The 15,251-nt window shown below is 72.8% G+C and carries 3 protein-coding genes; all 3 read left to right on the top strand.

Annotated elements, in window-relative coordinates:
• Nucleotides 1-337 precede the first annotated feature (337 nt).
• The 3 genes from FHX81_RS25110 to FHX81_RS40760 are packed head-to-tail and all read left to right on the top strand — an operon-like array spanning nucleotide 338 to nucleotide 15,054.
• The gene (locus tag FHX81_RS25110) at nucleotides 338-865 is read left to right on the top strand and encodes a YbaB/EbfC family nucleoid-associated protein (RefSeq protein WP_141980446.1); all 528 of its coding nucleotides are present in this window, start codon (nucleotides 338-340) and stop codon (nucleotides 863-865) included.
• 17 nt (nucleotides 866-882) lie between these two features.
• Nucleotides 883-2,541, top strand: a complete 1,659-nt coding sequence (locus FHX81_RS25105) for a WXG100 family type VII secretion target (RefSeq protein ID WP_141980445.1) — start codon at nucleotides 883-885, stop codon at nucleotides 2,539-2,541.
• 24 nt (nucleotides 2,542-2,565) lie between these two features.
• Nucleotides 2,566-15,054 carry a hypothetical protein gene (locus FHX81_RS40760; protein WP_170231857.1) on the top strand — a complete coding sequence of 4,163 codons (12,489 nt, stop codon included), beginning with the start codon at nucleotides 2,566-2,568 and terminating at the stop codon, nucleotides 15,052-15,054.
• Nucleotides 15,055-15,251 lie beyond the last annotated feature (197 nt).

Genomic DNA, 15,251 nt, shown 5'->3' with positions numbered 1-15,251 from the left:
TCCCTGCTCGTCTAGGAGCAGACAAATCCCGACGGCGGGCCGTCGGGGCTTCCGAGTGGCGAACCGTACCCCGTAGTAATGACACCCGCGCACGTACCGGTCCGCACGTGACCTAATCGTTGGTGCCATCGGGCGACTCCGCCACTCGTAGTGATCTGGTGACTTCCCGGTGTCGTAGCCGGTTACTCACCGTCAAGGCGCGGATCGGGTGACGTGGCGGACGGGCGCGACGGGGTTCGGGGGCCCGCAGGGTGACCCGTTGGTGGGGCGTTGGGGCGGCGTTGGCGGGCTCGGGTGCACTCCAACCTGCACCGATATCCCCCCTAGGAGGTTGACCTTGGACCCCCAGCAGTGGCTCGACAACTTCGAGGCAAAGCTGGCCGATCTCCAGCGGAAGTCGGCCGACCTCCAGGAGAACTTCCAGAACTCGCAGGCCACGGCGTCCAGCCCGGACGGCGCGGTGACCATCACCGTCGGCCCGAACGGCGGCCTGCTCAACATCCAGCTCGGCCACCGGGCGACCGAGCTCGGCTCCGCCCGCCTCACCGCCGTGATCATGCAGACGGCCAAGGTCGCGCAGAAGCAGGCCGCGCAGCAGGTGATGGCCGCGTTCGAGCCGCTCGGCGAGGGCACCGAGGCCATGCGCATGGTCAGCGACGCCATCCCGGACGACGAGGTCGAGGACGACGGGTCCGACTACGCCGAGCCGGAGTACGCCGAGCCGGAACCCGAGCCCACCCGGCCGGCGCCCGCCCCGGTCCAGCCGGGCTGGCAGGCGCAGGCCGCCCAGCCGCAGCCGCCGTCGCGCCCGGCGCGCCCCTCGCGCCCTGCCGACGACGAGGACGACGACAACCAGCCCTGGTGACGAGGAGACCCTGACCGATGACCGCCCCCGACACCCCGATCGCCTCGCCTCCGGGCATGGAGATCACCGAGCAGAACAAGTTCAAGGGCTCCCTGTTCATCTCGGCGTGGGACGAGATGATCACCACGATCGGCAAGGACGCGGAGACCGAGACCGAGAAGGCGCTGGACATCACGTTCGCCGCGATCGGCACGGCGTCGTCGATGGCCATGCTGGCGGTCGACCCGTTCGGCACGATCCTCGGCGCGGGCATCGGCTGGCTGATCGAGCACGTGTCGTTCCTCAAGGAACCGCTCGACCAGCTGATGGGCGACCCGGACGAGATCAACGCCAACGTCGAGGCGACCAAGAAGCAGGCCGCCGAACTGCGCGTGCTGGCCGAGGACCACCGGCGCGAGCTGGGCGCGGTCGACGGGTGGACCGGCGCGTCGGCCGAGGCGTTCCAGAAGAACATGGAGGCGATGGGCCAGGAGCTGGACGCGCTGGCCAACGCCGTCGAGCAGAAGGCCAAGATCGTCGCGATCTGCGGCGTGCTGGTGTCGGTGCTGCGCGACATCGTGCGCGACCTGATCGCCCAGCTGCTCGGGTCGCTGCTGGCGGGCGCGCTGATCGCCGCCGCCACCGCGGTCATCACGTTCGGCGCGTCGATCGCGGCCTACATCGGCTTCGCGGTCGGCAAGGCCGTGGCGCTGGGCGTGAACATCGCGTCCCGGATCGCCCGGCTGACCGCGGCGCTGGGCAGGCAGATGGGCCGGATCAAGAACCTCGACGAGATCACCGAGAACGTCGGCAAGGGCTGGAACCGGTTCGAGAACATCGCCGACGTGGCCGAGGTCGGCTACGAGTCGTGGAAGGCGCAGAAGGGCGTCGACCGCGAGATCGACAAGGCGCTGGCCAAGGACGTGCAGGACGACAAGGTCACCGACGCCAACAAGAAGGCCGAGGAGGCCAACGAGAAGTACAGCAAGGCCAAGGAGCAGGAGGCCGCGGCCGCCGAGGAGGCCAAGAAGGCCAACGAGGCGCTGAACGCCACCACCGAGAAGGCCGCCGCCGCCAACGCGAAGGTCAGCTCGGCCATCGACGAGGCCAACGCCGCCGCCGCGCGCGGCGACCAGGCGGGCTACGACGCCGCGATGGCGAAGTACGAGTCGGCGAAGGGCGAGGCGGACTCGTTGCGCGCGGAGGCCGCGAAGGCCGCCGAGGTCGCCGCGAAGGAGAGCCGTGACGTCGCCGACGCAGCCAAGGCGAGCAACGCGGCGTTGAACGACGCCAAGCCCGCCGACGAGGCCGCGAAGGCCGCGTACGAGGAGTACAAGCGCAACAACCCCGGGCAGGACGACCCGGCGCGCGCGGCCGCCGAGAGCGACCTGACGGCCAAGAACGACGCGGCGAAGGCGGCGAACGCCAAGTACGAGCAGGCGAACGTGGACTTCGCGGCGGCCAACGCGGCGGCGGCCGAGGCCAACGCCAAGGCGTTCGCGTCCGGCAGCGAGGCCGACATCAAGGCCGCCGAGGAGGCGTCGCGCAAGGCCGAGCAGGCGGGCACGACCGCCGAGCGGGCGGCGAACGACGCCAAGGCGGCGGGCGAGGCGGCGAAGTCGAGCTACGAGTCGTTCCAGTCGCAGCAGTCGCAGCCCGCGCCGAACGGGTCGTCGTCCAGTTCCGTCCAGGTCTAGTCCTAGAGCACCGGAGAACCAGCCATGGCACGCGGTGGCGGCGTCGACACGAACACGACCCCGGGTCCCTCGGGCAACCCGTCGTCGCCACCACCGCCCGCGCCACCGCCGTCACCGGGCGGGCCGACCGGCAACTCCGGCTTCGGCATGAGCGAGTCGTCCATGGAGGGCGCGCAGAAGCGCGCCGGTGACCTCCAGTCCCGGCTGGCGGCGATCTCCAGCGGGTTGCAGGGGCTCAAGCTCGCGCCGAACGCGCTGGGCCCGATCGGCATCGTCGCCGTGCCCGCGTTGAACAGCTCCAACGACGCGTCGGTGAAGCAGGCGAACAACGCCTCGACCGCGATGGGCAACGTCCAGTCGGGGTTGAAGGCCACGCTGCAGACGCACGTGCAGAACGACCAGTTCAGCCGCGACCAGTTCACCAAGATCGACCCGAACTCGAACGCCCAGCGCCCACCGGGCTCCCCCGGCAACGGACCGCTCGGGGTGAAGGGGCCGGGCGGGCCGTCCGTGACGCCGGTCCGGGACCTGCCCGGTGGCACCGGTCCCAACGGGTCGGGCGGGGTCAAGGGGCCCGGTGGGCCGTCCGTCGCGCCGATCAAGAACGTGCCCGGTGCGACCGGGCCGAACGGCTCCGGTGGGGTCAAGGGGGCCGGTGGGCCGTCCGTCGCGCCGGTGAAGAACCTGCCCGGCGCGACCGGGCCGAGCGGGTCCGGTGGGGTCAAGGGCCCCGGTGGGCCGTCCGTGACGCCGGTCAAGAACCTGCCCGGCGCGCCCGGCGTGACACCACCCGGCGGATCGCGCGGGACCGGTGGGCCGTCGGTCACGCCGGTCAAGAACCTCCCCGGCGCGCCCGGCGTGACACCACCCGGCGGGTCCCGTGGGACCGGTGGGCCGTCGGTCACGCCGGTCAAGAACCTCCCCGGCGCGCCCGGCGTGACACCACCCGGCGGATCGCGTGGCACCGGTGGGCCGTCGGTGGGGCCGATCGCGGGCATCCCGGGTGCGTCCGGCGTGAACACGCCGGGTGGGTCGAAGTCGCCCGGTGGTCCGTCGGTGGGCTCGGTCCCCGGCACGTCGCCGGGCGGGCCGTCGGTCAAGGGCGGTCCGACGCCGGGCGTCGGGCCGGTGACCGGTGCGACCACTCCGGGTGGGAGCACGGCGGCCCGCGGCCTCACGGGCGTGCCGTCCGGGGTGCCGACCTCGACCCCTCCGCCGATGACCGGCGCGCCGATGGCTCCCGGCAGCGCGCCGGGTGCCGCGGGCGCGGCCGACCGTTCGAGCAAGTTCACCGGCGGTCCCGGCAAGGGCGTCTTCGACGCGCCCAAGCCACCCACGGGTGACGGCACCATCACCAAGCCCCCGGCCGGTTCCCCGTCGACGCCACCCGCCGCGCCGAAGCCGACCACCGGCGCACCCAACGTCCCGACCGCGAGCGCCCCGACCGTCACCTCGCCGCCCGCGAGCGGCCCCAGCACCGCCACCGCCCCGCCGTCGACGGGCCCGAAGGCCGCACCGGGCGTGACGCCGCCGGTGGGTGCTCCGACCGTGCCGCCGATGGCCGGCGCGCCGATGGCCCCGGGTGCTTCGCCCGGTGCGGCCGGCGGGTCCGACCGTTCGAGCAGGTTCACCGGCGGCCCGGGCAAGGGCGTCTTCGACGCACCCAAGCCACCCACGGGTGACGGCACCATCACCAAGGCACCGACCACCTCCCCCTCCACGCCACCGCCCGCGCCGAAGCCCACCACCAACACGCCCGTCGCCGGCCCGACGCCCAGCGCACCGCCCCTCAGCACGCCTCCCCCCGCAACCACCACTCCCGCACCCACGTCTCCGGCACCCACGACTCCGGCACCCGCCGCGGCCGGCCCGAAGCCCCCGGCCGGCTCACCGCCTCCGGTGAGCGCTCCGGTCGTGCCCCCGGTGGCCGCACCGCCCGCCGCCGGCGCTCCGGCCGGGAGCCCGTCCACGGACCGTTCGAGCAAGTTCACCGGTGGCCCGGACAAGGGCGCCTTCGACGCACCCAAGCCACCCACGGGCGACGGCACCATCACCAAGGCACCGACCACCTCCCCCTCCACGCCACCGCCCGCGCCGAAGCCCACCATCACCACACCACCGCCCCTGACCACCCCACCCGCGCCCGACGCCGCCAAGCCCCCGGCCACGCCGACGACGGTCACCCCACCCCCGGCCACCCCCAGCCCGGTCGCCCCACCGCCCGCCGCCACCACCCCCGCACCACCGACCAGCAAGCCGACCATCACCCCGCCCCCGGCGACGCCGACCATCACCCCACCCCCGGTGGCCCCGAACGTCTCCGCGCCACCGGTTGCACCCGCGCCACCGGTCACGCCTCCGACGGCTCCCACACCGTCGCCCGCCCCGGTCACCACCCGACCGGCGCCGCCGCTCGCGGACACCACACCCCCACCTGCCCCCGTCACACCCCCGGCCGCCACCCCACCGGCCCCCGTCACCACACGACCCGCACCGCCACTCGCCGACACCACACCGCCGGCCCCCACGCAGCCGGCCCCCGTCACCACACGACCCGCACCACCGCTCGCGGACACCACGCCGCCGAGCAGCCCCACCACGCCCACGAGCCGGTCGGCCCCCTCCACCGACACCACCCAGCCGCCGGCCAACGTGCCCGCGCCGCCTCCACCCCCACCACCACCGGGCCAGGGCAACCAGGTGCCGCCGCCCCCGCCGCCCCCGCCCGGCTTCAACAACCAGGCCCCGCCACCTCCGCCCCCGCCACCCGGCTTCAACAACCAAGCGCCGCCGCCCCCGCCACCGCCGGGTGCGGGAGTCCAGGCACCCCCGCCGCCGCCCGGGTTCGGTGTCCAGCCGCCACCCCCGCCGCCGGTGTTCGGCGCGGTCATCCCCCCGCCGCCCGGCATGGTCCCCGCGCAGCCGAACGCGCCCACCGCACCGGCGGGCCCGTTCTCGGTGCGGCGCGACAACGCCCTCAAGGCCGGCATCCTCGACAACCTGCCGGCCGACATCACGCCCGCGCCGATGACCATCGCGGACGTCCAGGTCGACATCGGCCAGATCCAAGCCGGTTTCGACGCGTTGTTCGCCACCCTGAACGCCGACCACGGCGTCACCAAGACGCCCACCGTCGACCCCAACCTGATCGTCCAGTTCGACCAGCACACCTTCGCCAAGCACTTCGCCGTCCAACAAGAGCTGGACGCGGCGCTGAAGACGGACAACCGCGGTGAGTCCGACGTCACGGTCGACCAGCTCAACAACCAGGGCATCGCCAACCCGCGCCAGGTCCGCGACGAGATCCTCTCGCCCGACTTCATGCACCGCCTCAGCACCAACGACCCGGCCACCGTCGCCCGCCTCGACACCCTGCTCGACCAGGTCGTCCAGGCCAAGATCGGCCCGAACGGCAACCTCGGCACCGAGCGGGCCAAGTTGGTCGAGAGCACGCTCACCAACCCGGCGCGCGCGATCAACGGTCAGATCCTGCTCAACACCGACCACCTCGGCGGCCTCACCACCGACCAGAGCCGCAAGGCCGACGCGATCCGCCACCTGCTCACCCACGAGTTCATGCACCTGAACTCCGTGGGCAGCGACGTCACGTTCGCCCACCGCGACGGGCAGGGCGGCGTCTACAAGAAGGACGTCAACCCCGACGAGGCCATGACCGAGATCCTGGCCCGCAGCATCACCGACGCGCTGTCCGACCGCGACGGCAAGCCCAGCCAGTACAACCAGTTCCCCGACACCGGCGCCAACCGCTACCAGGACAACGTCAACGACCTGAACAAGGAGCTCAACAAGAACAGCAAGTGGGTCAAGTTCGACGCCGACAGCGCCTTCCAGACCATGGTCGACGAGTACTTCGGCACCCCCCGGCCGGACAACCCGTCGGTCACGCGAGCCGCCCCACCGCCCGACGTCCCCGCGCCGTCCAACGTCCCCACGCCGGACGGCGTCATCACACCGGACGTCGTCCCCCCGGCGGGAACCACCAAGGACGTCGCCGCCGACGAGTCCTGGCGGCACAGCACCGCGTCCACGTCGGACTGGTCCGCGCCGAAGAACCCGCAGCCCTCGGCGCTGTGGGACCCGGTGCGCGACAAGGCACCCGTGCGCACGGTGGACACCGAAGTCGCCGACGTGCAGCGGTCGAGCACGCCGGGCACCGTCAACTCCATCACCGGCCTCGTCCGGCACGACGTGCGCCGGATGGAGGTCGCCCCCGGCAAGTGGGTCAAGGAGTACACCCTCAAGGTCCACCTCAAGCCCGGTGACGGCATCACCGGGTCCGATGTGGACGGCGTGCGGACGAAGACCGCCGAGGGCGTCGACCGGTTGCTGAACCAGGGCTACCGGCTGCCCTCCGGTGACCAGTTCCACGCCAGGGTGGAGTTCGTCACCGACCCCGCGCAGGCGCACACCACGATCGACGTGACGAAGTCGACCGACGCCGACCAGCTCAACTGGGGCACGCAGACCTCGTCGAACGTGCTCGCCCACGAGGTCGCGCACTACTTCGGCCTGCCGGACGAGTACAAGGACGCGGCCGGCCCGGACGCCCGCATCTTCAACAGCGACGGCAAGCCGCTGCCGCCCGGGCACACCCCGTCCAACCTCGTGGTGAACGACGACGGCCTGATGGGCACGGGCGTGCACGGCGACCCGACGATCAAGCCGCGGCACCTGTGGCAGATCGAGCGCACCACCGACAGCCAGGTGATGGTGCCCGACGCGAGCCACGCCACCCTGCACGACCCGGACTCGCCCCGCCAGACCCCACCGCCGCGCCCGCCCGAGTTCGGCACGCAGCCGGACACCCACCCGTCGGCCCGGACCGACACGCGGAGCGACGCCCGGACCACCGTCCGCTCGGTCGGTCCGCCCGCTCCTCCGCCGCCGCCCCCGCCGCCGGGGTCGACCTTCACGCAGCAGACGGCACCCCCGCCACCACCGCCACCGCCGGGCACCACGACCAGCGCCGCGACACCGGGCACGACCACCGGACCGGCCGCACCGCCGCCGCCCGGCGCGCCCCCGGTGCAGGTGAACGCACCCGCCACCCCGGCGCAGCCGTTCGCGGACGTCAGGGACACCACCCTGACCGACGGCATCCTCGACCTCCTGCCCGCCGACATCCCCCCGGCGACGCTGGAGATCGCGGGCGTCCCGGTCGACATCGGCCAGATCCGGGCCGGTTTCGACGCGCTGTTCGGCACCCTCGACACCAACCACGGCATCACCACCACGCCGAACGTGAACCCCGACCTGGTCGTGCAGCTCGACGAGCAGACGTTCGCCAAGCACTTCGCGCTCCAGCAGGAGCTGGACACGGCACTGGAGACCGACACCCAAGGCGACGTCGACGCGCGCCAGGTCCGCGACGAGATCCTGTCCCCGGACTTCCTGCGCCGGCTCAACGACGGCGACCTCGCCACCGCCGACCGCCTCGACGCCCTGCTGGACCAGGTCGTGCGGGCCAAGGTCGGCCCGAACGGCGACGTCGACGCGACCCGGCAGGCGTTGATCGACAGCACCCTCACCAACCCCGCCCGGGCCATCAACGGACACGTGCTGCTCAACACCAACCACCTCGACGGCCTCACCACCGACCCCGCCCGCAAAGCCGACGCCATCCGCCACCTGCTCACCCACGAGTTCATGCACGTCCACTCCGTGGGCAGCGACCGGACCTTCGCACACCAAGAGGGCAAGGGCGGCCTCTACAACCGCAACATCAACCCCGACGAAGCCATGACCGAGCTCCTGGCCCGCCGGATCACCGACGCCCTCGCCCGGCGCGACGGCCGAACCCCGCAGTACAACCAGTTCCCCGACGGCACCGTCCGCTACCAGAACAACATCGACCTGCTCAACCGCGAGTTCAACCGCAAACCCACGTCCTGGAACAACTTCAACCCCACCACCTCGTTCCAGACCATGCTGGACGAGTACTTCACCGGACCCCCACGACCCGACAACCCGACCACCCGAACCGCACCGCCGACCACACCCGGCACCCGGCCGGCGCCCCCACGGCCGACCATCTCCGCGCCGATCCCGATGGTCACCCTGACCGCCCCGGCCAACGCCAACGCCGCCCCGGCACCCGCACCCGCACCCGCCCCGAACCCCGCGCCCAACCCGGCACCGGGCCCCGTGCTCGCGACGCGGAACCTGCCGGACTTCTTCCAGCAGGGCAAGGCGCTCGGCACGATCGCACCCACCGACGTGCGGGGCGCGCAGCACGTCACCGCCGCCATGAGCGGCATCACGCCGGGGGACGCCAAGGTCATCGAGAGCGCGCTGGAGAACGACTTCGAGTCGTTCCTCGGGCAGGGCCGCGACTTCCAGGTCAAGATCGACGGCACCTGGTACGAGGCCAACGTCCGCGCCACGATGCACCCGCCCTCCGACGTCGCCGCCGTCACGAGCACGCCGTCCACCACCACCAAGGTGGACATGACGGCCCAGTCCGGCACGGCCACGGGCACCGCCACCAACCTCACCACCGCCAACGACGTCGGCCTCGCGGCGGCGGCCAGCGCGGGCGTCGGCCCGTACGGCTCCCTCGCGGGCAAGGTGCAGCTCGCCACCCCCGCCACCACGCTGAACACGTCCTCCGGCACGGTGGACCAGCGGATCATCCGCGGCGGCGAGAGCTCCACGAACGTCGACGTGCCGGTCTCGTTCGAGATCACGCTGACCGCCGCCAACGGCACCGCGCGACCCACCCAGGTGGTCAACGGCGGCATCACGCTCGCCGTGCCGAACGACCTGGAGACCATCGCGAGCTCCGGCAACGCCCAACCGGCCGCGGCGCTGCCGCCGGGCTGGGGCGCGAAGCTGGAGCACCCGGCGCCCGAGGCGGTCACCGACTTCGACGCGAAGCAGGCGTTCGCCGACGTCGCCGCGAAGATGCACCCGTCGATCACCAGGATCGGCGCGCCGGGCCGCACCGCGTTGCAGGACTTCCTCAACCCCACCACCGTGCGCGACAACCTGGGCGCGATGCTGGGCGGCTGGGTCACCTCGCCGGACCTGATCAGCCCGCACGGCAGCAAGGCCAACGCCGTGCAGATGAAGGCCACCCTGCTGACCGCCGAGCTGGTCGGCACCGCCAACGCGGGCCAGCTGCGGCTGCACGAGTCGCAGTCGACCGGCAGCACCCTGTCCACCACCACGAAGGCCGGCTTCGACATCGCGGCCGGTGTCGGCGGCGGCATGGGCCTGCCGAACGTGATCGGCGGCGCGGCGGGCGTCACCGGCGGCTACTCGGCCCGCACCGTCGAGACGTCGAACTCGGGCACCACCTCCAGCACCCGCACCGGCATCCAGCTCAAGGGTGACGTGGGCCTGTACAAGGTGACCGCGAACGTCCACATCCGCACGCCGAACGGCGCGGACGTCGTCATGCCGGTCACCACCTACATGCGGGTCGGCCTGCCCGAAGCGGCGGCGTTGACCCTGCCGGTGCCGCCGGGCACCGACGCCGGGCTGACCAAGCCGGGCACGGCGGGCACCAAGTACCTCCCGCCCTACCTGGCCGCGGACCTGGCGGCGGGCAACGTCAAGGTCGGCGAGTTCGGGCCGGGCGCGCAGGTGCAGGCGCAGGTCCAGGCCACGTTGCGTGACCTGCCGGGCTTCGCGAAGTTCCTGCCCGGCTGGAACGCCCCGGACGCCGGCGCGCGCAAGGGCCAGGGCCTGGCCGACGTCGCCGAGGCCATGGCCAACCAGCGCAAGCTCGACGCGGAGCTGTCGCCGACCGCGTTGAAGACCAAGATGGACAGCCTGCTCGGCCAGGGCGTGCAGGTGCAGCTCAAGAGGCGCGGCCTGAGCACCAACGACTACGTCAACATCACCGTCCGCGCCCGGCCGGCCAACACCAGCCACCTCGGTCAGGTCGACGCGCGCAACGTGCGCGGTTCGGCGAACACCGCACCGAAGCTGGACAGCACGACCGCCACGCAGAAGTCGGTCAACGTCGGCGTCGAGGGCAAGGTCACCTTCCCCGTCAAGACCGGGAACGCCTCGCTCACGCCGACGCCCCAGTTCGGCGCGAAGTACACCTACGGGTGGGGCAGCAAGAACACCGGCGGCGCGACGGTGACCAGCACCGGCCTGAACGTCGGCAGCCCGAACGCCCAGGTCTTCTCGCAGGACCTGGAGTTCGACGTCGAGATCACCACGTTCAGCCGCAACCGGGCATGGGTCAAGCGGGTCACGCCCGGCTCGCCGTTCCTGCAGGTGCCCGAGCCGAAGCTGGTCGCCAAGACCGGCGGTCCCAACCCGCCCGGCGTGGCGAACCTGGACCAGATCCGCGGTCCGGTGCACCTGTGGGTGTCGGACAGCTCGTCGCTGGACAACGACCCGTCGGGCTTCCGGCCCGGCACGCCGGTCGCCACCAGGCTGGACCAGCCGCCGACGATCAAGCAGCTGCTCAACCCGCCGACGCCCCGACCGCCCGCGCCGGACTTCCTGCACGTCGAAGCGGTGGTCAACACCGAGACCGTGCGCGACCAGGCGATCGAGGCGCTGAACCGGGCGGCGAAGGGCGACTCGTCGCTGACCGTGCCCGGCACGGAGGCGCGCAACCAGATCGACAAGCTGTTCAGCCCGGAGAGCATCAAGGCGAACCTGCGCAAGCTGACCGAGACCGGCATGCAGGAGAACGGCCTGAAGTACGGCCGCCGGGTCACCGACCGCTCCGGCGCCATCGGCATGGCGATCGAGCTGGGCAACCCGAAGCTGGTGTCGATCTCGGACGACACCGGCACCGAGAACGCGGTCACCGGCGGCTACAAGGCGGGTGACGCGAAGACCAGCAGCCACACCGTCGACCTGACCGGCGGCGTCAACGTGCCCGTGAAGCCGAACGTGGCGCCGCCGCCCGCGGGCCAGCCGAAACCGGCGTCGGGCTCGGGCGGCGTGGCCGTGGCGGGCAAGGTGACGCCGTTCTCGTCGTCGAAGACGAGCGCGACCGAGGTCACCGGCAGCGTCGACCGCAACTTCGTCACCCCGCCGAGCGCGCGGACCGTGCTGATCCAGCTCGACGCGGACGTGACGCTGGTCGGGGAGAGCCGGTCGGGCAACGTCGTCTACGGCGGCACCCCGCGGGTGGAGGGCGCGAAGGTCACCCTGCCCGGTGGCGTGTTCGTGCGGGTCAGCGAGGACGTGGCGCGGGAGCTGGGCGTGCTGCCGAACGTGCAGCCGAAGACGCCGCCGCCCGCGTTCGGCACGATGACGCCGCCCGCGACGCTCACCCCGGACCACCCGAGCTCGCTCGGCCTGAGCACGCTGGACACCGCACCGGACCTGTCCGGCGTGGTCTCGGGGTTGATCAAGGACTTGAACGAGCAGACGGGCGGCCGGTTCAAGAGCGACCTGGTGCCGGACTCGGTGCTCAAGGACTCGATGAACAACTTCCAGCGGCTGGTCGACTTCACGTCGCCGACGAGCGTCAAGGCGATGATCGACAGCGCGCTGGACGGCGGCGTGCCGCTGCTGCTGCACCAGCCGGGCACGTTCGGCAAGGACACCTACCAGGTCACGCTCAAGGCGCGGATCACGGACCCGCCGAGCTTCGCCGGCGTCGTGAACGACGGCGTCGACATGGAGCACACGATCGCGGGCGGGCGGAAGGTCACCGACGGGCAGGGCCGGGCCACCGGGTGGGGCGTGGGCCTCAAGTCACCGGGCCTGGCGCAGCCGGGCAGCGCGAACCCGAACGTCTCCGGCGGCGTCGGCGTGATCGCGGCGGCGAACGTCGGCCAGCAGCACAGCAGCACCGTCACCAAGGCCACCACGGTGCAGTTCGGCCACCTGCACGCGGCCGGCGGCCCGGCGGCGAAGTACACCGTGCCGATCGAGTTCGAGCTGGTGGTGGAGAAGGGCGACCAGGTCGTCACCCGCGCCACCGGCCAACCGCAGGACATCGGCGTGCGGCTGCACGCGGACAACCAGAAGGTGTTCACCCCGGCCGCCACGCCGCCCGCCGGCTACTCGTCCACCACGACCGCGCAGCCGGCCGCGCAGGGCACGCCGCAGGCGGCGACGACCTGGCAGCGGAGCGGCACCCCGTCCGCGCTGCCGGGCAAGGCCTCGGTGGAGAACCTGCGCGGTGCGCGGGACCTGCGCGCGGCGGCGATCCAGGCGTTGACGGCGGCGGGCGCGAACCAGGGCATCACCGGCAAGGGCACGGGTTCGCTGAACACCCTGCTGTCCACGCTGAGCTCGGAGAACCTCCAGGCCGCCCTGCCGGGGATGCTGGACGGGCCGCTGGACGTGCCCGGCCTGCACGAGGCCGCGTTGACGTTCGGGCAGCACGCCGACGTGAAGGTGTACGCCAAGCTGGTCAACCCGCGCCTGGGCGGGTTGAGCGACGGCGTGAACCTGGAGAACCCGAAGTCGTCGGTCAGCACGACCTCCGGTGAGGCCAAGCACAGCGAGACGGGTGACGTGTCGGCGGGCTGGGCGACCGGCAGCGCCGCGGTCGAGCGGAACCAGGACCCGAAGGACACGGCCGGCTTCACCACCGGCGGCGTCGAGACCCGGCACGCCGCCGAGGACGCCGAGGCGCTGTCCGGCGGCGCGACCCACAACAAGGTCAACAACCTCAAGCCGCAGGGCCGCACCGGCCTGGTCGAGTTCGACGTCGAGTACCGCGTGGTCGCCACGATCGGCGGCCGGACCGGCGTGGTCGACCTGGCCGTGCCCGGCTCGGCGTCGGTGCGCATGCCGTCGCCGGAGGCGGAGGCCGTGCTGGGTCGTGACCTGGGCGCCGAGCTGAGCGACGCGCAGACCGCGGTCAAGGACACGGCGAAGGCGTGGCGTGACGCCGAGCTCGAGGTCGACCGGGCGCGGCACGACGCGCAGACCGTGATCAACCGGGTGGCCGCCGAGGTCGCCCGGCTCCAGCGGGACCTGACCGAGTCGCAGGGGCGGCACAACGACGCGATCGGCGACTTCACCGCGAAGAACGGCACCGTGCCCGCCCTGGAGCAGGCCGTCCGGGACGCGCGGACCCTGCGGGACGACGCCGCCGGCGTGGTCGCGGACCTGCGCGAGCAGGCCGCTCGGCTCGACGCGGCCCACCAGGCCGCCCGGGACGCCCTGGGCGACGCCGACGCCGACGTGCGGGCCACCGCGCGTGACCTGGCGGCGGCGAACCTGGAGGTCGAGGCGGCGCAAACCAGGCTGGACGACGCGCAGGCGGCGCTGGACGTCGCCCAGGGCAACCTCGACACCTACCTGGACAACCGGGCCGAGGACGCACCGCCGATCGCCACCGACCAGGCGGTCAAGGACCTGGTCGGCGAGGTCGACAACGCCCGTGCCGCGCGTGACGCCCGGGAGGCGGAGGTCGGCACGGCGACCGAGGTCGCCGACCGGGCGCGGGCCGAGCACGGGAAGGCGGTCGGGACGCAGGCGGACCTCCAGCGGAAGGCCGATGACGCGGGCCGCGCCGCGAGCCGGGCCCAGAGCGACCTGGACGTGGCCGACGGCAACCTGGACACCCTCCAGGGCCGGCTGGACAACGCCGGCACCGCGCTGGACAACGGCCGCGACGCCGCCGCCCGCGCGGGGACCGCGCGTGACGCCGCCCAGCGGGCGCACCAGCAGGTCGAGCAGACCATCGCGGCCCTGGAAGCCGAGATCACCGCGGCCGAGGTCACCCTGGACAACCGCCGCACCGCCGCCGACGCACTCCAGCGCGACTGGTGGAACGCCCGCATCGAAGTCGACCAACGAATCGCCGACTTCAACCGGCAGAACACCCCGACCACGACCCCACCGGCCGACCCGGGCACCACCACCACTTCCGCGACCACCGGCACGACCACCACGACGTCCACGACCACCGGCGCCCAACCGACCACCACCCGCACCCGCCCGGCGCCACCCCAGGCACCACCGCCGGCCACCACCACCACCCCGGCACCGCCCCAACCCGCGCCAATCCCACCCACCACGGGCGGACCGTCCACTCCGAACACCCCGATCGTGCCGCCACCCCACGTCCCGGCCCCGCCGCGGGTGGCCCCGACGCTGGTCGACGAAGCGTTCCAGCACCTCCGCTTCACCGCGAACGACCTCCTGCCCACCGCGCCACCACCGGCCCCGGGCGGTCTGTTCGCGGCGGTCGCGCAGGTCGCCAACATCCCGCCGGTGAACCTCCGCCACGAAGTGGTGACCGCCGCCACCGGCCTCCCCGAGCACGTGGCCGAGTTCACCGCCACCCACCCGATGCGCCGCACCCACCTGTACGGCGCGCTGGTGGAGAACCTGAACTGGTCGCTCCAGGACCCGGCGGAGAACGCCCGGGCCGGCAACGCCCGCGACCTCGCCGGCCGGCTCATCGCCACCCGCCTGGGGGTGAACCTCGTCATCCACCTGCCCGGCGTGCCCCAACCGCTGCGACTGCCGCCGTTCACCGGTCCGGTCCAGCCCGAGGTGCACGTCGACCTGGCCGTCGTGCACGGGGTGGCCACCTACCGACCGCGCTGAACGAGGTCCCCAGTGGACGGTGCCGGTCACCCGTCGGAGTGACCGGCACCGCACAGCCGGACGCGTCACCCGGTGAGGAGAATCGATCCAGTGACCGCCTGGTGTCTCGTCGCTCACAGACGGGTCGGGCTGTTGGGTCGGGTGGCTCGAGCGGGTCTAGCATCCGGAGGTCAAGGTCCGAGTACGCACGTACCGGA

It is taken from the genome of Saccharothrix saharensis (assembly GCF_006716745.1).
In the GTDB taxonomy this organism is placed as follows: Bacteria; Actinomycetota; Actinomycetes; order Mycobacteriales; family Pseudonocardiaceae; genus Actinosynnema; species Actinosynnema saharense.
This window is presented reverse-complemented; position numbering and strand designations above follow the sequence as displayed.

Excerpts from the sequence above, each read along its gene's own strand:
- FHX81_RS25105 (WP_141980445.1), top strand. The coding sequence starts at position 883 with ATGACCGCCCCCGACACCCCGATCGCCTCGCCTCCGGGCATGGAGATC.
- FHX81_RS40760 (WP_170231857.1), top strand. The coding sequence starts at position 2,566 with ATGGCACGCGGTGGCGGCGTCGACACGAACACGACCCCGGGTCCCTCG.